Annotated in this window: 15 protein-coding genes; 14 read left to right on the top strand and 1 reads right to left on the bottom strand. The window is 33.6% G+C overall.

The features are described from left to right. Positions 1 to 36: 36 nt before the first annotated feature. Positions 37 to 2,175: a sensor histidine kinase gene (locus V6624_RS04555; RefSeq protein WP_338841019.1), complete on the bottom strand. Its 2,139-nt coding sequence runs from the start codon at positions 2,173 to 2,175 to the stop codon at positions 37 to 39. 288 nt (positions 2,176 to 2,463) lie between these two features. Between V6624_RS04555 and V6624_RS04550 the strand changes: the two genes are divergently transcribed. From V6624_RS04550 to xylA, 14 genes are all read left to right on the top strand, one after another. Further along, positions 2,464 to 2,901 (top strand): PepSY-like domain-containing protein, encoded by a 438-nt coding sequence (locus V6624_RS04550; RefSeq protein ID WP_111287930.1) that lies wholly within the window; start codon positions 2,464 to 2,466, stop codon positions 2,899 to 2,901. A gap of 82 nt (positions 2,902 to 2,983) precedes the next feature. Continuing rightward, positions 2,984 to 4,012 carry a LacI family DNA-binding transcriptional regulator gene (locus tag V6624_RS04545; protein WP_111287928.1) on the top strand — a complete coding sequence of 343 codons (1,029 nt, stop codon included), beginning with the start codon at positions 2,984 to 2,986 and terminating at the stop codon, positions 4,010 to 4,012. A 61-nt stretch (positions 4,013 to 4,073) separates the two neighbouring features. Then, positions 4,074 to 4,910 carry an AraC family transcriptional regulator gene (locus tag V6624_RS04540; RefSeq protein ID WP_338841017.1) on the top strand — a complete coding sequence of 279 codons (837 nt, stop codon included), beginning with the start codon at positions 4,074 to 4,076 and terminating at the stop codon, positions 4,908 to 4,910. Between the two features lie 86 nt (positions 4,911 to 4,996). Beyond that, complete coding sequence (locus tag V6624_RS04535; RefSeq protein WP_111287924.1) at positions 4,997 to 5,539, top strand: YbhB/YbcL family Raf kinase inhibitor-like protein; 543 nt, start codon at positions 4,997 to 4,999, stop codon at positions 5,537 to 5,539. Positions 5,540 to 5,814: 275 nt separating this feature from the next. After that, on the top strand, positions 5,815 to 7,968 hold the full coding sequence (locus V6624_RS04530; RefSeq protein ID WP_338841015.1) for an alpha-glucuronidase family glycosyl hydrolase: 2,154 nt from the start codon (positions 5,815 to 5,817) through the stop codon (positions 7,966 to 7,968). A 17-nt stretch (positions 7,969 to 7,985) separates the two neighbouring features. Beyond that, positions 7,986 to 8,723 (top strand): SDR family NAD(P)-dependent oxidoreductase, encoded by a 738-nt coding sequence (locus V6624_RS04525; protein WP_111287920.1) that lies wholly within the window; start codon positions 7,986 to 7,988, stop codon positions 8,721 to 8,723. Positions 8,724 to 8,838: 115 nt separating this feature from the next. Further along, positions 8,839 to 10,002 (top strand): mannonate dehydratase, encoded by a 1,164-nt coding sequence (gene uxuA / locus V6624_RS04520; RefSeq protein WP_338841905.1) that lies wholly within the window; start codon positions 8,839 to 8,841, stop codon positions 10,000 to 10,002. A 339-nt stretch (positions 10,003 to 10,341) separates the two neighbouring features. Further along, a complete protein-coding gene (locus tag V6624_RS04515) occupies positions 10,342 to 12,942 on the top strand; it encodes a glycosyl hydrolase 115 family protein (protein ID WP_338841013.1) in 2,601 nt (866 codons plus the stop codon). A gap of 170 nt (positions 12,943 to 13,112) precedes the next feature. Further along, positions 13,113 to 14,222 carry an endo-1,4-beta-xylanase gene (locus tag V6624_RS04510; protein WP_111287916.1) on the top strand — a complete coding sequence of 370 codons (1,110 nt, stop codon included), beginning with the start codon at positions 13,113 to 13,115 and terminating at the stop codon, positions 14,220 to 14,222. A 308-nt stretch (positions 14,223 to 14,530) separates the two neighbouring features. After that, entirely contained in the window at positions 14,531 to 15,964 is a 1,434-nt protein-coding gene (locus V6624_RS04505) for an MFS transporter (RefSeq protein ID WP_338841904.1), read from the top strand. 21 nt (positions 15,965 to 15,985) lie between these two features. Next, positions 15,986 to 17,020, top strand: a complete 1,035-nt coding sequence (locus V6624_RS04500) for a glycoside hydrolase family 43 protein (RefSeq protein ID WP_338841012.1) — start codon at positions 15,986 to 15,988, stop codon at positions 17,018 to 17,020. Between the two features lie 443 nt (positions 17,021 to 17,463). Next, positions 17,464 to 18,471 carry a GntR family transcriptional regulator gene (locus V6624_RS04495; protein ID WP_338841011.1) on the top strand — a complete coding sequence of 336 codons (1,008 nt, stop codon included), beginning with the start codon at positions 17,464 to 17,466 and terminating at the stop codon, positions 18,469 to 18,471. Positions 18,472 to 18,474: 3 nt separating this feature from the next. Beyond that, positions 18,475 to 19,956: a xylulokinase gene (locus V6624_RS04490; RefSeq protein WP_338841010.1), complete on the top strand. Its 1,482-nt coding sequence runs from the start codon at positions 18,475 to 18,477 to the stop codon at positions 19,954 to 19,956. Between the two features lie 9 nt (positions 19,957 to 19,965). Beyond that, positions 19,966 to 21,291 carry a xylose isomerase gene (xylA, locus tag V6624_RS04485; RefSeq protein ID WP_111287908.1) on the top strand — a complete coding sequence of 442 codons (1,326 nt, stop codon included), beginning with the start codon at positions 19,966 to 19,968 and terminating at the stop codon, positions 21,289 to 21,291. The last annotated feature ends 205 nt before the right edge of the window (positions 21,292 to 21,496 follow it).

Raw genomic sequence — 21,496 nt, 5'->3', positions numbered from 1 at the left:
TTAATTCGTTAAGTTGATTTTTTAAGTCAACGCCTTTTATTTTTTTAATTTTGATTGAGAGATTGGAATTTCAATATTTACAATTGTACCACGTTTTAATTTTGAGTCAATTACTAATGTGCCGTTTAGTTTTTTAATGCGATTTTCTAAATTAATGAATCCAATTCCTTTTGATTGATTTTCAGGCTCAAAACCAACGCCATTGTCTTCAAATAAGAGGTTTAATATATTTTCAATATAGTTTAATTGAATTTCAACTTCAGTGGCTTTTGCATGTTTAATCGTATTCGTTAATAGTTCCTGAATGATTTTAAAGGTCTCAATCTGTATATTTTCAATCAATTCGTTGATGGAATTTTTTGGAAAAGGAATGAAAGAAATTTTAATATTGCTTGCACTTCCAATATTTATTAAGTAGGATTCTAAAACTTCTAAAAATTTATTCTGCCTGAATTTTTTAGGAAGTAAAGTATGGGATAAATTTCGAACCTGCTGATATGTTTCATCCAGCTGTAGACTAATTTTTTGGATATTAGAGAAGTCACCTGAATTTAAATGATTTACCTGTAGTTTTATAGCCGCTAAATTACCACCAATACTATCATGAAGTTCTTGCGATATGCGCTGTCTTTCTTTATCTTGACCACTTATTGAGGCTTTAACCAATTCTAATTCTTGTTCTTTTAAAATCCCATTTATTTTCTGATTACTTATTTCCATCTGTTTACTATTCAATAAACGCTGAAAAGTAAAACGTTTGTAATACTGAAAAAGAAGACCAATTATTGGAAGTAGCAATATTAGAAAAGCAACAATAATAAAGAGTTTAATTTTCTTTTGCTGATAGATTTCGAGTGCTTTTAATTGCTGATCATTCTTTAAAAGTGAAATTTCATTTCTTTTTTTGTGTACAGAATTTTGGAAAGCTAAAATTGTATTTTCATTATTTTTCGTCAAGATTTCCTCTTGCAACATCATATTTTTAATCGCTTCTTCTTGATTAGCCATTGTTAATTTTTTGGCTTCATTTTCAAATTTTAAAACTTTGATTTCTTTTTGTTTTTGTGCGATTTTGTATTTGATTTCTAATTCATTAATCTCTTTAATTCTTTCGAGTTTATTGATAGAATCTTTAAAAGCGACAGATTTTTCAAAGAATGAATAAGCACTTTTGAAATCGTCTTGTTCAAGAGCAATTTTCTTTAATTCGTCATAAATAAAAGCCTGATTTTGGAGTAATCCAAATTGCATTGATTTTTGAAGAGCTTCTGAAAGTATCGATTTGGCATCACTATATTTTTTCTGAGAAACATAGCAATTACCAATATTGTTTCTCGTAATAATTGACAATTGATTCAGTTCATTTTTATCAGCAATAACTAGCGCTTCCTGAAACATATTTAAGGCTTCCTGATTTTTGTTTTGTAAGCGATAATTTTCTCCTAAACCAATTAAAATGACTGCTTTTCCTTGTTCATTATTGTTTTTTTCGCAGAGATTTTTTCCTTTTTTATAGAAAATATTGGCGTTGTCATAATCCTTTATTCTCGAATAAATATCACCAAGATTGATATAACTTCCTACGATTATTTCGCTGTCCTCTTTGTATTCCAAACACTGCTTAAACAATTTAATAGCATTAGGATAATCTCCTAATTCCACGTAATTCTGGGCTAAACCATGCGTGTGTACGTAGAAAAGATTTTTCTCATTATATTTTTGGGAAACTTCTATGCCTTTAAGATGCCATTTTTTACTTTCATTATACAATCCTTTTTTATTATAATTGATAGCAAGTAGGTTGTATCCTAAAGAAAAAAGACGGTTTTTTAAAGAATCATTGACAACCGTATTGTACTTCAAAGCTTGGTTTGTATAATAAATTGAAGAATCGATAATGGCTCTTTTACTAAAATAGTATGCAAGAAGTAAATTTGTACGAGCTATAGCTCTATTGTCTGGTTTAGATTTTAGAATCTGATGTGCTTTTTTATAGGCCTTTTTTTCTTCTCCATTATTATATAAATTGTAAAGAGTAAGTGTGGTTTTATCTTCTTTAATAAGAACAGCCTTTTGGGACACTAAAGATTTCTTTTTATTTTCAATCTGAGCTTGTAGACCAAAGCATAAAAAGATTAAGAGGAATACATGAAGTCTTCGTGACCAGATTCTCATACGTTTTTGGTTTATAATCTTAATTGAATAAGAATATTTTTTAAGTTTTGGAAATTTGAGGATTAAGTTAAAACAAGTTTAAAATTAACAATTAAAAATACTACAAAACAATGAAATGGCCGATTTGTAAAATAAAAATTTTAGACGGAGTTGTGATATTTTTTAATAAATATCGGATGTAAATGTTTTGTAAATCAATATTTTAAAACACTAAAAGTTTCTTAAATAAATTTGAAGGCATTTTTTCTTGCAGTAAATTAGTAGAACCATACTTTAAAACTACAAATTATGAAAGTGAGAATATTTTTAGCACTGACATTGTTATTGTTAGCAATATCGGTCAGTGCGCAGAAAAAGATAGAAGTTGCAGAATTGCCAAAACCTGCACAAGATTTTTTGAAAAAACATTTTAGTTATACCACTGTTGAAACGGCAAAGAAAGATGCTGAACATGGAGAAAAAGGTTATGAAGTTAAATTGAAAGATGGAACAGAAGTAGAATTCTGGAAAGACGGATCGTATCGTGAAGTTGATGGTGGAGATAATCCAATTCCAACTGATTTTATTCCAGATAATATTAAGGCTTATGTAGCGAAAAATCATCCTAATGAAAAAATAACGCACATTGATTATGGACATAAGGATCTCGATGTAGATTTGACAAACAATATCGATTTGGAATTTACCAAAGAGGGTAAGATTCTAAAAGACAAAAAAGATGATTAATAATCTTAATTTTTGACTGATTTTTTGAAAATATAAACGTGAAAGAAAATAGTTTATATTTACATCTTCTATTATTTGTTTTATGGAAGAAAATAAACATGTAACGATTTATGATATTGCCGAAAGACTTAATTTGGCAACATCGACCATTTCACGAGCTTTAAAGGATCATCACACGATTAGTGATAAAACGATAAAGAAAGTAAAAAAGACCGCTGAAGAAATGGGATTTGTTCCTAATACTTTAGCCGCAGGTTTGCGTGGTAATAAAACTAAAACCATTGGAGTTTTGATTCCCACCGTTACACAACCCTTTTTGTCATCATTAATCAGCGGAATCGAAATTACGGCTCAAAAATCGGATTATACCGTAATCATTATGCAGTCGCACGACTCGTATGAAGAAGAAGTCAATATGGCGAAATCTTTGTACAGTAACCGTGTAAGTGGTGTAATCTGCTCGTTGGCAATGGAAACGCGCGATACGTCACATTTTCATCAATTCTCAAACAATAATATTCCGTTAGTTTTTGTCGACAGGGTTCCGAAAGATTATAATACTTTCAGAGTCGTAATCGATAATTATTCAGCTGGATATAAGGCGACTAAACACCTTATTGAACAAGGCTGTATTCGTATTGCCCACATTACAGCAGGATCAGAATTAGGAAATTTATATAATGAACGAAAAAGAGGCTATATCGAAGCCTTAAAAGATCATAATGTTGATATAGACGAAAATCTTATTGTCAATTTAAATTCAGTTACTTACGAAGATGGTGTAAAAGCCAGTAACGCTTTATTTGATTTAAAACCAATGCCAGACGGATTGTTTGCTCCTGGAGATATTATTGCTGTAAGTGCCGTGCAAACAGCTAAAAAACGTGGCATAAAAGTTCCTGAAGAATTTAAAGTAATTGGTTTTAATAATGATCCAATTTCGCAAATAATCGATCCTAATTTGTCTACTATAACGCATCCCGCAGAAAAAATGGGAAAAGCGGCTGCAGAAATTATTATCAAAAACTTGAAATCATCTAAAAATGATGATGCTAAAGAAATTACCTTTTTAAATACAGAAGTACTCGCAAGAGAATCGACTCAAAAATAAAATCAAGAATATTCTCTAAATAATAAAGGCTTATCGATTCGTTTGATAAGCCATAATTTTTATGAAAACAATTACACTTCCAGACGAGATGAATTTAGAAAAATCACAACAAGTTCATGTTGTTGGTTATAGCAGTTCTAAAGACGTTTCGAAACAGCAGATTATTTTAAATCAAAATATCATCAGTTTTTTGATTGAAGGAACAAAAGAAGTCATTTTCGATAATGAAGCATTGTCTATAACGCCTTCGAAATTTATTGTAATGAGATCTGGAAATTGTTTAATGACAGAAAAAAGAATTTCAGAAACGTCACTTTATAAAAGTGTTCTTTTGTTTTTTTCTAATGAAATGCTTTATAATTTCATTAGAAAAATGGAATCTGAAAGATCAGAATCAATTGAACCAAAATCAGTTTATGCGTTTGATTATGATAATTTCCTAAAACGTTTTGTAGATAGTTTAGGCGATATTTCTAACCTTTCAAAAGCAGTTCAGTCAAAATTATTAGAAGTAAAGTTTGAAGAAATTATGCTTTACTTGACAGATAAATACGGAACAGATTTTCTTTATTCTTTGACTACAAACAGCGATGATGCCGCACAAAAATTCATTCGAACTATCGAAAACAGTCATTTAAGTAAACTGACTTTAAAAGAATTAGCATTTTTATGTAATATGAGTGTTTCGACTTTTAAAAGAGAATTCGAAAAATACTATTCAGAATCGCCTATAAAATGGTTTCAAAATAAAAGATTGGAACATGCACATTATTTGCTGAGTCAAGAAAAAAGCCCTTCTGAAGTTTATTTTGAAGCCGGTTACGAAAACCTTTCAAGCTTCAGTCAGGCTTATAAAATCAAATATGGCGTAACGCCCAAACATCATAAAACGATTTGAGCTTTTAGCAACAGTTTTTGAACCTTTGCCTAAAATTATTCAGCCGTTCCAAATTTAACTTTGCTTAAAATTTTAAAACAGATAAAATGAAAAAGCTAAGTTTAATTTTGGTGATGTCAGCCATTTTCTCGACATCTATTTTTGCACAAAAAACATTTACATTAAGCAGTAAAGATTTAGGAGGAGAAACTACTAAAATTCAGGAATTCAACGGATTTGGATGCTCAGGCGAAAACCAGTCTCCACAGTTATCTTGGAAAAATGCTCCAGAAGGAACCAAAAGTTTTGCAGTAACGATGTACGATCCTGATGCGCCTACAGGAAGCGGATTTTGGCATTGGGTTGTAGTGGATATTCCAGCAAATGTAAATGAATTGGTAACCAATGCTGGAACTAAAAATCTTGTTCCAAAAGGAGCAATTCAAAGTGTTACTGATTATGGAATTAAGGGTTTTGGAGGACCTTGTCCGCCGGTTGGTCACGGATATCATCAATATATCATCACCGTTTATGCATTAAAAACTGATAAATTGGGAACAGATGAAAACACAAATCCAGCTGTAGTTGGATTTAATCTTTGGAACCAGACTTTAGCAAAAGCCAGTATTGTAGCGTATTATAAGCGATAATAATTAGAGGATTTAACTTTAAATAACCCCGTTAAAGCAGGATAGTTTTTATAATTATCCTGCTTTTATTTGTTATAGAAATTATTTTTTTGAAAAAAGTAGAGTTAAAATTTTTTTCTTAAATAACAATCTTATATTTTTACGCAACCGATTGCAATTGTTGTTTTATTTAGGATAATGTATTTTTTGAATTAAAATTTTGAAAAATGTGCTCAATCAGAAATGAAATATTGATTCTTTCAAAATAGAGATTGTAAAGAATAAATAAAAACCTAATGACTTCATTAAAATTTGTTTTCCTGTTTCTCTTGATTTCCTTTTCGGCTTCGGCACAAAAGGATTATAAATTGTGGCTTCAGTATAATGTTGTGAGTAATTCTTCAATCGCTTCAGAATATAAAAACAACCTTAAAGAAATTGTTGTTTTAGGGAATTCAGAAACCATTAAAATTGCTCAAAAAGAACTTCAAACAGCTTTTCAAGATATGCTGGGAGCTATTCCAGAAATCAAATCAGATATAAAAGGAGAAAATAATCTAATCGTTGGTTCGCAATCAAGTTTAAATGCTGAAATCAAAAAGGAGTTGAAATCTGATTTTGATAAAATAAATACTGAAGGTTTTATCATCAAAACGGTTTTCACTAAAAACAAAAAGCAAATCGTCATTACAGGAAAAAATGATGTTGCCGTCTTATATGGAGTTTTTAGTTTTTTGAGAATATTACAAACTAACAAAGCAATTAAAAATTTAGACATTCTAGATTCTCCAAAAACAAGAATCAGAATACTAAATCATTGGGATAATTTAGACCGAACAGTTGAAAGAGGTTATGCCGGATTTTCACTTTGGAATTGGCAGAAATTGCCAGATTTTATTGATCAGCGTTATATTGATTACGCTAGAGCGAATGCTTCAATTGGAATAAACGGAACAGTTTTGACCAACGTAAATGCAAATGCTTTAATTCTGACTCCTCAATATTTAGAAAAAGTCGAAGCTTTAGCCAACGTTTTTAGACCTTACGGAATAAAAGTCTATTTAACTGCAAGATTTTCGGCTCCTATTGAAATTGGAAACTTAAAAACTGCCGATCCAAAAGATCCAGAAGTTATCAATTGGTGGAAAAATAAAGCGGTTGAAATCTACAAACGAATCCCTGATTTTGGAGGATTTTTGGTAAAAGCCAATTCAGAAGGTCAGCCTGGACCGCAAAACTACGGAAGAGATCACGTTGACGGAGCCAATATGCTGGCTGATGCCGTTACGCCTTTTGGCGGAGTAATTATGTGGAGAGCATTTGTATATTCAGAACACGATGCAAATGATCGAGCAAAACAAGCTTACTCTGAATTTCAGCCTTATGATGGAAAATTCAAAGACAATGTAATTGTTCAGGTCAAAAATGGAGCAATCGATTTTCAGCCAAGAGAACCTTTTCATCCGTTATTTGGGGCGATGCCGAAAACGCCTTTAATGATGGAATTTCAAATCACGCAGGAATATTTAGGTTTCAGTACGCATTTGGTTTTTCTGCCTAAATTATTTCAAGAAGTTTTAGAGTCAGATACCTATGAAAAAGGAAAAGGTTCGACTGTTGCCAAAGTTGTAGACGGAACTTTACATCAAAACAAATTAACTGGAATTGCTGGCGTTGCTAATATCGGGAACGATTTAAACTGGACAGGACATCCTTTTGCGCAGGCGAATTGGTACGGTTTCGGAAGATTGGTTTGGAATCCGTATTTAGATTCTGAAATTATTGCTGATGAATGGCTGAGGAGCACTTTTTCGAACGATGAAAATTTTGTTAAACCTGTAAAAAAGATGATGATCGAATCGCGCGAAGCTGTTGTAAATTATATGACACCGCTAGGTCTGCATCATATTATGGACACAGGTCATCATTACGGACCAGGACCGTGGGTTTCTAATTTGTCAAGACCAGAATGGAATCCGACGTATTATCATAAAGCTGACAAAAACGGAATTGGTTTTGACCGATCAAAAACGGGAACTAATGCTACTGCACAATATATGCCTGAGGTTGAGAAACTTTTTGATAATCTAGAAACCTGTCCAGAAAAAGATCTTTTATGGTTTCATCACGTTTCATGGGATTATAAACTGAAAAATGGACAAACGCTTTGGAATGGTTTGGCGCTTAAATATCAGGAAGGTGTAGATCAAGTGAAAGAAATGCAGAATGTTTGGAAGAAAACCGAAAAATATATCGACAGTGAACGTTTTCACGAAGTTGGAATGTTACTTGAAATTCAGTACAAAGAAGCAAAATGGTGGCGTGATGCGTGTTTATTATATTTTCAGCAGTTTTCTGGAAAAGGACTTCCGAAGGGAGTAGAAAAACCAACACAGACTTTAGATTATTTTAAATCATTAAAATTCCCATTTGCACCTGGAAATGGATAAATATATTTTAAAAAATTATGAGCAAAAAAACGGCAATTGTAACGGGAGGAAATTCGGGTTTAGGATTTGCAACCGCAAAGAAATTATGTGATAATGGAATCAAAACTTACATCATTGGTAGATCAAAAGAAAAAACAGAAGATGCGTGCAAGGAAATTGGAGAAAACGCCATTCCAGTAATCTTCGATTTAAATAATTTGAGTGAAATTCCTGCGATGATTGAAAGCATTACAAAAGAAAATCCAATTGATATTTTGGTCAACAATGCTGGAATCAACATGAAAAAAGAAATTCCAGAGGTAACCGATGAAGACTTTCTTTCAATTATTCATACCAATCTTATGAGTGTTTTTGCGGTAAGTAGAGAAGTGATAAAAAATATGAAAGCCAACGGAAGAGGGAGCATCATTAACATTAGCTCTATGGCATCTCAATATGGAATTCCAAAAGTAATAGCATATTCGGCTAGTAAAGGTGCAATTGAGTCAATGACACGTGCGATGGCAACAGAATTAGCGCCAGCAGGAATACGTGTAAACTGTATAGCACCTGGATTTATTAAAACTAAAATGTCTGCAGCTGCTTTGGATAATGATCAGGAAAGAAAAAATAAAGTATTGGGAAGAACTCCAATGGGATATTTAGGTGAACCATCAGATATTGCAGATGCAGTTTATTATTTTGCTTTAAGCGAATCAAAATATACTACTGGTACAGTATTGCCGGTTGATGGTGGAAATAGTATTGGGTTTTAATTGTGAAAATGCCACAAAGTCGCTAAGTCGCAAAATTTTTCTGTTCAAAGTATTTTTAAAATAAAACTTTGCGACTTAGCGCCTTCGTGGCATAAAAAAAAGAAGTATGATAAAAATGCAACAAACCATGCGATGGTTCGGACCAACCGACAATGTCAAATTAATAGACATTAAACAAGCCGGAGCAACGGGAATTGTAACCGCTTTACATCAAATTCCAGTTGGAGAAATTTGGTCTGTTCAGGAGATTCAGGAAAGACAGCAGATGGTTAGAAATGCAGATCTGGAATGGACGGTTGTAGAAAGTCTCCCAGTTCATGAAGAAATCAAACGAGCTTCTGGAAATTATCTTCAATATATTGAAAATTATAAAATCAGTTTGAAGAACTTGGCAGATTGCGGTATCAAAATCATAACCTACAATTTTATGCCGATTCTTGATTGGGTGAGAACCAATCATAACTTTATAAACGAAGACGGAAGCAGGGCTTTGCTGTACAATCAGGATGCATTTACCTTTTTTGATGTGTTTCTTTTAAAAAGACCGAATTCGGAAAATGATTATTCGGATGCGGAGAAAGAAAAAGCGTTGCAGTTTGGAAATCAATTGTCTGAAGACGAAAAAGCATTATTGTTTAAAAATGTCTTATTAGGATTGCCTGGAAGTAAAATCAACTTTACAGCAGAACAGATTTTATCACTTTTAGATAATTATGCCGATATCGATAATGAGAAACTAAGAGAAAACCTGATTTATTTTCTATCAGAAGTAACTCCGATTGCGGAGAAAAACGGACAAAAATTAGCGATTCATCCAGACGATCCGCCGTTTTCGGTTTTAGGACTCCCAAGAATAGTTTCTACAGAGGCTGATTTGAAAGCTATATTTAATGCTGTTCCGTCGAAAGCAAACGGATTGTGTTATTGCACAGGATCATTAAGTGCCGATCCCAAAAACGATCTAGAAAAGATAATAGATGATTATGGAGACCGAATTCACTTTTTACATCTGAGAAATACTATCCGTGAAAGCGAAACTATTTTCAGGGAATCAGAACATTTAAACGGCGATGTTAAAATGGAAATAATTGTGGAGAAATTACTGTTGTTGATGAACAAAACCAAAATAAGTCTTCCAATGCGTCCCGATCACGGTTTTCTTCATCGAGTTGATGAAGAAACAGAAACTTATCCAGGTTATTCGTTAACAGGAAGATTGAAAGGTTTGGCTGAGTTAAGAGGTTTGGAAATGGGAATTGGTTATAAGTTGAATTTGTAATCAAAGTTTAGTTAAGTGTCCTAACAGGTTTCCAAAACCTGTTAGGTATAAGAATATAAAAGTACTGCTTGTCATTTCGAGGAACGAGAAATCTCCACAAGAAACTCTACAAAGTTGATCCAGCACGTGGAGCTACTAACGAAAATTTCTCTCTTCGGTCGAAATGACAAAACTGGCGATAATTGTAATGAATTTAAACCCGACAGGTTTTTAAAACTTGTTGGGTTTACGATGGGACAGGAAAAACTTAAAATAATACCTAACAGGTTTCCAAAACCTGTTAGGATATGTGCTTAAACAGTAAATGCCTTTTTACAGACAAAGAAAATCTATGATTCTATGTGTTCAAAAATTAAAACTTCATATCTAATTTTACTACTTTTCCTAATCGGATTAAGCACAAATTCGTATGCCATAAATCCAGAAAAATATGTAGTCAATCAGGCTTCTAATGAAAACTTCCCTTTGGTTTCAAAAGGAAAAATAGCTTCGATTTTTTTAGACGATAAAGATTATGGAGGAGTTTTAAAAGTAACAGGACATTTAGAAAACGATCTTTTTAAAGTTTCAGATTTACGTCCGAAAAGAATAAAAAAGATTGCTGAGGCAGAAGATTTTGTTGTCATTATTGGGACACTCGGAAAAAGTAAAATCATAAATGAATTAGCCAGACAAGGAAAAATTGATGCCAAAGCACTTCAGGGAAAATGGGAAAAATTTACCACACAAATTGCCGAAAATCCGTTTAAAGGAATCAAAAAAGCCTTGGTAATTGCAGGTTCTGATAAAAGAGGAACGATTTACGGAATCTACGATTTATCCAATCAAATTGGCGTTTCGCCTTGGTATTTCTGGGCAGATGTTCCAGTGAAAAAACAATCAGAATTGCATGTTTTACCTGGAATTCATTCTCAGGGAGAACCAAAAGTAAAATATAGAGGAATTTTTATAAATGATGAAGCTCCGGCTTTATCTGGATGGGCATTTGAAAAATTTGGCGGATTCAATTCTAAATTCTACGATAAAGTTTTTGAATTGATTTTGCGGATGAAAGGCAATTATTTATGGCCTGCAATGTGGGGTAGAATATTTTATGTTGAAGATCCACAGAATGCTGTTTTAGCTGATGAATATGGAATTGTGATGGGAACTTCGCATCACGAACCGTTAACGAGAGCGCATGCAGAATGGGGAAAAGCAAACGGGAAATGGGATTTTAATTCCAATTCGGAAGCTTTGATTCAATTTTGGAAAGACGGAATTAAACGAATGGGAGATAAAGAAACCATCGTTACAATTGGAATGCGTGGCGATGGAGACGAACCTATGACCGAAGGGACTGCAATTGATTTATTAGAAAATATTGTAAAAACACAAAGAAACATTATTGCAGAAGTTACTAAAAAACCTGCAGAAGAAACTCCGCAAATGTGGGCACTTTACAAAGAAGTTCAGGATTATTATGATAAAGGAATGATTGTTCCAGACGATGTAACACTTTTATTGTGTGATGATAATTGGGGAAATATTCGCAAACTTCCAGAGCTTGATGCAAAACAAAGAAAAGGTGGTTACGGTATTTATTATCATTATGATTATGTTGGCGGGCCAAGAAATTATAAATGGATCAATACTAATCAAATTGAAAGAGTTTGGGAACAAATGGATTTGGCATATCAATACGGAGTTAACAAAATCTGGATTGTGAATGTGGGTGATATTAAACCAATGGAATTTCCGATTGAGTTTTTCTTGGATATGGCGTGGAATCCTGAAAAGTTTAATGCAGAAAATCTACAAGATTATTATGTGAATTGGGCTAAAGAGAATTTCGGAAATCAGTTTACAGAAGAAATTGCAGAGATTTTAAAATTATATACCAAATACAATGCGCGAAGAAAACCAGAATTATTAGATACTAAAACGTACAGCATTATAAATTATAATGAAGCTGATCAAGTTGTGGTAGATTATCAGAAATTGGCAGAAAAAGCCAATTTGATAAACGAAAAATTACAGCCAGAATATAAAGATGCTTTTTATCAACTGGTTTTGTTTCCTGTTTTGGCAAGCTCGAATTTAAATGAATTGTATATAGCGACGGCTAAAAATCATTTGTATGCAGAACAGGGAAATGCGATTGCAAATCAGTATGCTGAAAAAGTAAAAGTATTATTTGAGAAAGATAGTTTACTTACGGATTATTATCATACGAAACTGTCAAATGGAAAATGGAATCATATTATGTCACAGACACATATTGGTTATGATAACTGGCAACAGCCTGACAAAAATGTAATTCCGAAAACAAAAACAATCGAAATTTCGAAGAATGCTGAATCTAGAATTTCAGCTAAGGATTCTTCGAAAGTTGAAACATCGATTAATAAAAATCTAGATAATGTTCAAGGTTTTGTAGAAAGCGACGGTTACATTTCGATAGAAAGTAAAAATTATTCTAAAGCAATAAACTCGGATGCAGTAAAATGGACTGTTATCCCAAATCTTGGCAAAACAGATTCAGGAATAACAATAAAGCCTTCGAATATTCAGTCGATTGAAATTTCGGAACAATCGCCGAGATTAGAATATAATGTTCATTTTTTCAGCAAAGGAAATGTAAAAGTAAAAGCTTATTTTTCGCCAACAATCAATTTTAAAAAGGGTGAAGGATTAAAATATGGAATTGGTTTTGACGATGAAAAACCCCAAATCATGAACCTCAACGCAGATTCTTCAGAAAAAGCTTGGGCAGAATCGGTTGCTAATAATATTAAAATCATTACCTCAACGCATGAAATTGAAAAAGTAGGAAATCATGTTTTGAAAATTTATGCGATTGATTCGGCTTTGGTGGTTCAGAAAATTGTAATTGAAACCGAAGAAGGAAAAGTTTTAGAGTCATATTTGGGACCTCCACAAAGTTTTAGGAAGGAATGATTTCATAACGTAACACGTTCTGTTTGTCATTTCGACGTAAGGAGAAATCACACTAGAAACTCCACACAGAATATCGCCAATCTTTGTCGATTTCCGAGTGTGATTCCTCGTTCCTCGGAATGACAAAACTAAACGAATAAAAAAACAATTAACTATTTAAACCAAAAGATATGAAATGTATTAAACCTTATTTAATTGCCGTCACGACTTTGCTGGCTGTCAGCTGTACTTCGCAAAAAGAAACGGCTTCATTAAAAGATGCTTACAAAGATGATTTCTACATTGGAACCGCTTTAAGCGCAGATCAAATCGAACAAAAAGACAAAAAAGTCGATTCTTTGATTAAAAAAGAATTCAATGCTATTACGGCAGAGAATATCATGAAATCGATGTACACGCATCCGCAAAAAGACAAATATGATTTTACTTTGTCCGATAAATTTGTAGCGTATGGCGAGAAAAATAAAATGTTTATTCACGGACATACTTTGATATGGCATAGTCAATTAGCGCCTTGGATGGAAAAAATTGCCGATAGTACAGAAATGAAAGCGTTTATGCAAGATCATATTACAACAATCGTTTCCAAATACAAAGGCAGAATCAATTCGTGGGACGTTGTAAACGAAGCCTTAAACGATGACGGAACTTTGAGACAATCAGTTTTTTTGAAAACTCTTGGAGATAAATATCTAGTTGATGCTTTTAAATTGGCTGCAAAAGCTGACCCAAAAGCAGAATTGTATTATAACGATTATAATATCGAAGAACCAGCAAAAAGAGCTGGAGCAATCGCTTTAATTAAAAAAATAAAAGCCGAAGGCGGAAAGGTTGATGGAGTGGGAATTCAAGGACACTGGAGATTAAATAGTCCATCATTAGAAGAAATTGAAAAAAGCATTTTGGAATATTCAGCTTTAGGAATTAAAGTCGCTTTTACAGAATTGGATATTACGGTTTTACCAAATCCATGGGATTTAAAAGGAGCTGATGTAAATCAGAAATTTGGAGGAAGTGAGAAAATGAATCCGTATCCAAAAGCATTGCCAGATTCTATCCAAAACAAGCTTGCAGAACGTTATGCTTCAATTTTTAAATTATTTTTGAAACACAAAGATAAAATTAGTAGAGTTACTTTTTGGGGTGTTCACGATGGTAAATCTTGGCTAAATGACTGGCCAATAAAAGGAAGAACCAATTATCCGCTTCCGTTTGACAAAGAATTAAAACATAAACCAGCTTACAACAGCATCTTAAAGTTGAAAGAAACTAAAGAATAAGCAGTCAAAATAATTTGATTTTGATGAATTTATCAACAATCGGTTGTGAAATGAAAAATAACTTAAATAAAGTAAACTAAATTTGCATTATATGTTTTTTTGTCTAATTTTACACAACCGATTGTTTTAATTGCAATTCGCTTTCCTGCAAGGTTTCCAAAACCTTGTAGGTATGATTTAACGAGTTGTATAAAATAATTGAAACCTACAAGGTTTTGAAAACCTTGCAGGAGAAAAACTGACTAACTTTATTTTTAGAAACCACTTTTGCTTACATAACTAATCAACAAATGACCACAAACCCACGAATGACTAACCTTTCACAAAAACTATCCATCAAGGAAAAAATTGGATACAGCTTAGGAGACTTAGCTGCCAATTTAGTTTTTCAGACTTTGATGACCTATCTGGCGTATTTCTACACCGATATTTATGGTTTATCGCCAACCGATTCTTCAATCATTATGTTGATCGTTGGTTTAATTGCGGCCTTTATTTTTAATCCAATTATTGGGGTTTTGGCAGACAGAACGAGTACCAAATGGGGAAAGTTTAGGCCTTGGATTTTAATAACCGCGATTCCGCTTGGTGTAGTAGCTTTATTAGCATTTTCAACCCCTGATTTCTCTTATAAAGGAAAAGTAATTTATGCTGTTATAACGTATAGTTTATTGTTGCTTTTTTACGCTGGAAATAATTTACCATATTCTGCTTTAAGCGGAGTAATTACAGGAGATATGAAAGAACGAAACAGTATGTCATCATACCGTTTTGTGGCAGTAATGTTTGCCCAGTTTTTCGTTCAAGTTTTTATGCTTGGCATTATCAAAAGCGCTGGAAATGGCGATAAAGCTGTCGGAATCGAAAAAGTAATGACTGCTCTGGCAATTATTGGAACGATTATGCTTTTGATTACTTTTTTGACAACAAAAGAAAGAATCATTCCAAAACCAGAACAAAAGTCAAGCGTTAAAGAAGATTTGAGTGATTTAATCAAAAACAGACCTTGGATCATCATGCTTACGCTAACGACTTTGGTTTTTGTAACCTTAGCAATGAAAGGTGGTTCGTATGTATATTATTTTGAAAATTACGTTAACAAAGATCAGTTAGCTGTTTTTATTCAGCCAATATTAGATTTTCTAACTACGATTGGATTGAATCATTTTGGTAACGATCCAGTTTCTGCGGGCTTCGGTTTATTCAATGCAGGCGGAATTATCTTTATGATTGTTGGTATTACATTGTCTAAAAATTTGGCAGACAAATACGGAAAAAGAAATGTTTTCGGAGTGTTTTTGTTCATTTCGACTTTATTTATTATCGCTTTCTATTTCTTCCCGCCAGCCTCAATTGGATTGATGTTTTTCTCCCAGATTTTACACGGATTTTTCTACGGAATCACAATCCCAATTCTTTGGGCTATGATTGCCGATGTTGCCGATTATTCAGAATGGCTGAATAACCGTCGTGCAACTGCAATTATTTTCTCAGCTATGATGGTCGGGCTGAAAACGGGATTAAGTGTTGGAGGCGCTTTGACAACCTTATTTTTGGGTTATTTCCACTATGTTCCAAATGCACCTCAACAATCAGAAATAGCTATAAACGGAATCAAATTATTAGTGAGTATTTTCCCTGCAATCCCTTTTTTAATTGGAACTGGATTGCTGTTTTTCTATAAAATCAATAAAGAAATGGAAGTGAAGATCGAAACAGAACTAAAAGAAAGAAGAACTTAATTATTTAAACAAAATATAACTATGCCTGAAGATAGCATTGAACACATTAATTTTGAACACATTAATGAACTGGCAATTTCAAAGCCTTTAGTATCACATATTTATACAGCCGATCCTTCGGCGCATGTATTCAATGGTAAAATTTATATTTATCCATCGCACGACATTGATGCAGGAATTCCGTTTAACGATAATGGAGATCATTTTGGGATGGAAGATTATCACGTTTTTTCGATGGACAACATTTCATCAGAAGCGGTTGATAATGGGGTTGCATTGCATGTAGACGATGTTGCCTGGGCCGAAAAGCAAATGTGGGCGCCTGATGCAGCTCATAAAAACGGAAAATATTATTTGTACTTCCCAGCCAAACGCGTCAATGGAATTTTCCAGATTGGAGTTGCTATTGCAGATTCACCTGTTGGGCCATTTATTCCAGAAAAAGAAGCAATAAAAGGAAGCTACAGCATTGATCCTGCGGTTTTTGAAGATGAAGACGGTAAACATTATATTTATTTTGGAGGAATCTGGGGCGGACAGCTTCAGAAATACCGCAATAATATATATGATGAAAACAACGAAGAACCTTTGGCGAAAGAAAAAGCTCTTGGACCAATCGTAGCTTTGTTAAGAGAAGATATGTTGGAATTTGCAGAAGATCCAAAAGAGATTAAAATTTTGGATGAAAATGGAAATGAGATTCTTGCAGGCGATAATAATCGTCGTTTTTTTGAAGCTTCTTGGGTTCATAAATACAACGAAAAATATTATTTCTCTTATTCAACTGGAGACACGCATTTTATTTGCTATGCAATTGGCGACAATCCGTATGGGCCATTTACGTATCAAGGAAGAATTTTGAATCCAGTTGTGGGTTGGACATCGCATCATTCAATTTGTGAAGTAGAAGGCGAATGGTATTTGTTTTATCACGATTCGAGTTTATCAAAAGGAGTAACACATTTGAGAAGTATGAAAGTAACCAAAATCGATTATTTGGAAGATGGTTCGATTATTACGATTGATCCTTATGGAATAAGAAGATTAATTGATTAAGATTTTTTGTCTAAAAAAATTTAGCAAAAATTACAATCGGTTGTGTTTTCTGATTTTGCTTCTTTTCGTTGATTTTGTCATTCCGAGGAACGAGGAATCACACTCGAGATTCTAGAAAGATTGGCGACATACTATGTGGAATTTCTAGTGTGATCCTTCCTTCGTCAGGATGACAAATTTAGCGATCTTTGCGTAAACCTTTGCGTTCTTTGCGGTTATATCACATCTATATGCTTTTGAAACCGTACGCGTGAGGGATAGAAGTGGAAAGCCCACAGCCTGACGAAGGAAGAGCGAGGACTTGAAACGGATAGCCCGACCTGGAGGGACACGTCCTAATTATTAATATTAATAGATTTAAAAAATAACAATTTTAATCTAAAAAATAATTTTTTGTAAAAGATTTTTATCTACTTTAGCATAACAGAACGGAACAGAACGGTATGTCAAAAGAAGAAGAAAAATTTGAGTTTATAATTAATCACGAAAGTGATATACCGAAGTATCAGCAATTGGTTGACGGAATTACAAATGCTATTGCGGAGAATATTTTGCAAAAGGGAGATTTGCTTCCGTCTGTGAATGTGATTTGCAAAACGTATCAGCTTTCGAGGGACACGGTTTTTAAGGCGTATTCGATTTTAAAGGATCAAAAAGTAATCGATTCTGTGCCGAACAAAGGCTATTATGTTGCGGGTGAAACTAGAAAAGTGCTTTTGGTTTTAGATACTTTTAAGGCTTATAAAGAGGTTTTATACCATTCGGTTGTGAATAATCTGCCTGATAATGTGATTATTGATGTGCAGTTTCATCATTATAATATTGATGTTTTTAAAACGATCATTAATAACGGAATCGGGAAGTATTATAAATATGTGGTGATGAATTTTGACCACGCGGCTATTCCGCCAGCATTATCGGCAATTTCAAAAGATAAACTGCTTTTGATTGACTGGAATATTAGGGCTGATAAAGCGAATAATTTTGTTTTTCAGGATTTTGGAAAAGCGTTTTATGATGCTTTAAAAGAAGCAGTTGACTTGTTTAAAAAGTATAAAAAAATAGATTTTGTATATCCAGATTTCACGAATCATCCGTGGGAAACGGTGGAATTTTTCAAGAAATTCTGTGCTGATTTTGGGTTTCAATACGATATTATTACAGATCCGAAAAAGTTCAATATCGACAAAGGAATTGCTTATATTAGTGTGAGCGACAGGATTTTGGGATACTTTTTAGAGCAGTGCAAAGAGAAGGATTTTGAACCAGGAAAAGACGTTGGTTTTCTTTCGTACAATGAAACGCCAATGAAGAAATTTATATACAAAGGAATTTCAGTTGTTTCGACTGATTTTAACGATTTAGGAACCAAAGCAGCGGCATTTATTACGCATGACGAAGAAACCAAGTGTTATGTGCCGACTAAATTAATAATAAGAGAATCATTGTAAGTTATGTATTATATCGGTTATGATATTGGAAGTTCTTCTGTCAAGGCAGCCTTGGTAGAAGCAGAAACAGGCAAAAAAGTAATCGTTTTGAATGAACCTCAAAACGAAATGGAAATCCTTTCGATTCACCCAGATTGGGCAGAACAGGATCCTGAAATCTGGTGGCAGCACATTTGTACGGCGACTAAAAGAGCGATTAAAGAATCAAATATCGACGCTTCTAAAATTCAGGGAATTGGTATTTCGTACCAAATGCACGGATTGGTGATTGTGGACAATGACGGAAATGCGCTTCGAAATTCAATTATCTGGTGTGACAGCCGTGCGGTTGAAATTGGAAATAAGGCTTTCGCCGAAATTGGAGAAGAAAAATGCATGTCGCATTTATTGAATTCGCCAGGAAATTTTACTGCTTCTAAACTAAAATGGGTTAAAGAAAACGAACCTCAGCTTTACAGTAAAATAGACAAATACATGCTTCCAGGAGATTATATCGCTTTGAAATTGACAGGCGAAGTAACGACAACTAAAAATGGTTTGTCTGAAGGAATGCTGTGGGATTATAAAGATAATAAAGTTGCCGACTGGCTTTTAGAATATTACGGAATCGATAAATCATTGACTCCAAAAATTGTAGAGAATTTTACGAATCAAGGTGTTGTTACTGAAAAAGCTTCACAAGAATCTGGTCTTCCAGCAGGAATTCCAATTGTGTATAGAGCAGGAGATCAGCCGAATAATGCTTTGTCATTAAATGTGCTTCGTCCGGGAGAAGTTGCAGCAACAGGTGGTACGTCAGGTGTTTTCTATGCCGTGACAGAAACAAATTCAGGAAAAAGTACTCGTGTAAACAACTTTGTTCATGTGAATTATGCTGAATCAAATCCGAGAGTTGGAAAATTGCTGAATATAAACGGAGCGGGAATTCAATACCGATGGATGCGAAATAATATCGGAAATGAGTCATATGAAGAAATGAATGAAAAAGCATCTCAGATAAATGTAGGTTCACAAGGATTGGTTGTCATTCCGTTTGGAAATGGCGCTGAAAGAATGTTCAATAATAAAAACATTGGATCTCATATTTTAAATCTGAATTTTAATATTCATACCAACGCGCATTTATTCAGAGCGTCTTTGGAAGCAATTGCGTTTTCTTTTGTGTATGGAATGGAATGCCTGAAAGATGATAATGCAACGATTAATGTAATTAGAGCTGGAAATGATAATTTATTCCGTTCCGAAATTTTCTCTAATACAGTTGCTACATTAATTGGACATGAAATAGAAATTTACAATACAACCGGAGCAGTAGGAGCGGCAAGAGCAGTAGGCTTGACAGATGGTGACTTTGAAAAATTTGGATCAGGAATTACAACAAATGATCACGTAATGACCTTTTTGCCTCTAAAAAATAAAGAGGAATATGAAACGGCTTATAAAAAATGGAAACAAGAATTAGAATTAATATTAACAACTAAATAAAAAGATAAAATGATAGTTTTAGGAGATAAAGAATACTACAAAGGTATTGGCCAAATTAAATTTGAAGGAAAAGAATCTGACAATCCGTTGGCATTTAAATATTACAATCCAGACCAAGTTGTAGCTGGAAAAACAATGCGTGAGCACTTTAAATTTGCTATTGCTTACTGGCATACTTTCTGCGGACAAGGTAGCGATCCATTCGGACCTGGAACTCAACAGTTTGCTTGGGATGCTTCATCAGATCCGTATCAAGCTGCAAAAGATAAAGCTGATGCTGCTTTTGAATTTATCAGCAAAATGGGATTCGATTATTTCTGTTTCCACGATTACGATTTGATTGCTGAAGGAGCAACTTTCGCAGAATCAGAAAAACGTTTAGCTTTTATTACAGATTACTTAAAACAGAAAAAAGCAGAATCTGGAATTAAATTACTTTGGGGAACTTCAAACTGTTTCTCAAACCCAAGATTCATGAACGGAGCTGCTACAAATCCTGATTTTAATGTAGTAGCAAGAGCTGGTGGACAAGTAAAATTGGCTTTGGATGCTACAATCGCTTTAGGCGGAGAAAACTATGTATTCTGGGGTGGTAGAGAAGGTTATATGTCTTTGCTAAACACAGATATGGGAAGAGAATTAGACCACATGGCGCAATTCTTAGCAATGTCTAGAGATTATGCAAGAGCACAAGGTTTTAAAGGAACTTTCTTCATCGAACCAAAACCAATGGAACCATCAAAACACCAATACGATTTTGACTCGGCTACAGCAATTGGATTCTTAAAAAATTATGGTTTAGATAAAGATTTCAAAATCAATATCGAGGTAAACCACGCAACATTGGCACAACACACTTTCCAACACGAATTGGAAGTTGCTGCAAAAGCTGGAATGTTAGGAAGTATCGATGCGAACAGAGGAGATTACCAAAACGGATGGGATACAGATCAATTCCCAAATAACATTCAAGAAACTACTGAAGCTATGTTGGTTTTCTTAAAAGCTGGCGGATTGCAAGGTGGAGGAGTTAACTTTGATGCTAAAATCAGAAGAAACTCTACAGACTTAGAAGATGTTTTCTTAGCGCATATTGGCGGAGCTGATACTTTTGCAAGAGCATTATTGACGGCTGACAAAATCATCACTTCTTCTCCTTACGAAAAATTAAGAACAGAAAGATACAGCTCTTTCGATTCTGGAAAAGGAAAAGAATTTGCTGATGGAAAATTAAACCTTAAAGATCTTTACACTATCGCTCACGAAAATGGAGAATTAAATCTTCAAAGCGGTAAACAAGAATTGTTTGAAAACATCATCAACCAATATATTTAATTGGTTTAGATTTAAAAATCAAACCTAACAGGTTTTCAAAACCTGTTAGGTTTCTACAAAAAATATTTAGTGAGGCAAAAGATCTAAAAAGATTTGAATTTTTAAATATGATAGCTGTAAAACGTTAATTGTGTTTAAAATTGCTTTTTAGATGAAAATTGAAAAATGTGTATTAAGATAATGGCCTATTTTTTGACTTCTGAAT

Origin of the sequence: Flavobacterium ginsenosidimutans (assembly GCF_037478105.1) — a bacterium.
GTDB lineage: Bacteria > Bacteroidota > Bacteroidia > Flavobacteriales > Flavobacteriaceae > Flavobacterium > Flavobacterium ginsenosidimutans.
This window is presented reverse-complemented; position numbering and strand designations above follow the sequence as displayed.

What these genes read in the sequence shown, in the direction of transcription:
- V6624_RS04555 (WP_338841019.1), bottom strand. Translation starts at nt 2,175, where the DNA reads ATGAGAATCTGGTCACGAAGACTTCATGTATTCCTCTTAATCTTTTTA.
- V6624_RS04550 (WP_111287930.1), top strand. Translation starts at nt 2,464, where the DNA reads ATGAAAGTGAGAATATTTTTAGCACTGACATTGTTATTGTTAGCAATA.
- V6624_RS04545 (WP_111287928.1), top strand. Translation starts at nt 2,984, where the DNA reads ATGGAAGAAAATAAACATGTAACGATTTATGATATTGCCGAAAGACTT.
- V6624_RS04540 (WP_338841017.1), top strand. Translation starts at nt 4,074, where the DNA reads ATGAAAACAATTACACTTCCAGACGAGATGAATTTAGAAAAATCACAA.
- V6624_RS04535 (WP_111287924.1), top strand. Translation starts at nt 4,997, where the DNA reads ATGAAAAAGCTAAGTTTAATTTTGGTGATGTCAGCCATTTTCTCGACA.
- V6624_RS04530 (WP_338841015.1), top strand. Translation starts at nt 5,815, where the DNA reads ATGACTTCATTAAAATTTGTTTTCCTGTTTCTCTTGATTTCCTTTTCG.
- V6624_RS04525 (WP_111287920.1), top strand. Translation starts at nt 7,986, where the DNA reads ATGAGCAAAAAAACGGCAATTGTAACGGGAGGAAATTCGGGTTTAGGA.
- uxuA (WP_338841905.1), top strand. Translation starts at nt 8,839, where the DNA reads ATGCAACAAACCATGCGATGGTTCGGACCAACCGACAATGTCAAATTA.
- V6624_RS04515 (WP_338841013.1), top strand. Translation starts at nt 10,342, where the DNA reads ATGTGTTCAAAAATTAAAACTTCATATCTAATTTTACTACTTTTCCTA.
- V6624_RS04510 (WP_111287916.1), top strand. Translation starts at nt 13,113, where the DNA reads ATGAAATGTATTAAACCTTATTTAATTGCCGTCACGACTTTGCTGGCT.
- V6624_RS04505 (WP_338841904.1), top strand. Translation starts at nt 14,531, where the DNA reads ATGACTAACCTTTCACAAAAACTATCCATCAAGGAAAAAATTGGATAC.
- V6624_RS04500 (WP_338841012.1), top strand. Translation starts at nt 15,986, where the DNA reads ATGCCTGAAGATAGCATTGAACACATTAATTTTGAACACATTAATGAA.
- V6624_RS04495 (WP_338841011.1), top strand. Translation starts at nt 17,464, where the DNA reads ATGTCAAAAGAAGAAGAAAAATTTGAGTTTATAATTAATCACGAAAGT.
- V6624_RS04490 (WP_338841010.1), top strand. Translation starts at nt 18,475, where the DNA reads ATGTATTATATCGGTTATGATATTGGAAGTTCTTCTGTCAAGGCAGCC.
- xylA (WP_111287908.1), top strand. Translation starts at nt 19,966, where the DNA reads ATGATAGTTTTAGGAGATAAAGAATACTACAAAGGTATTGGCCAAATT.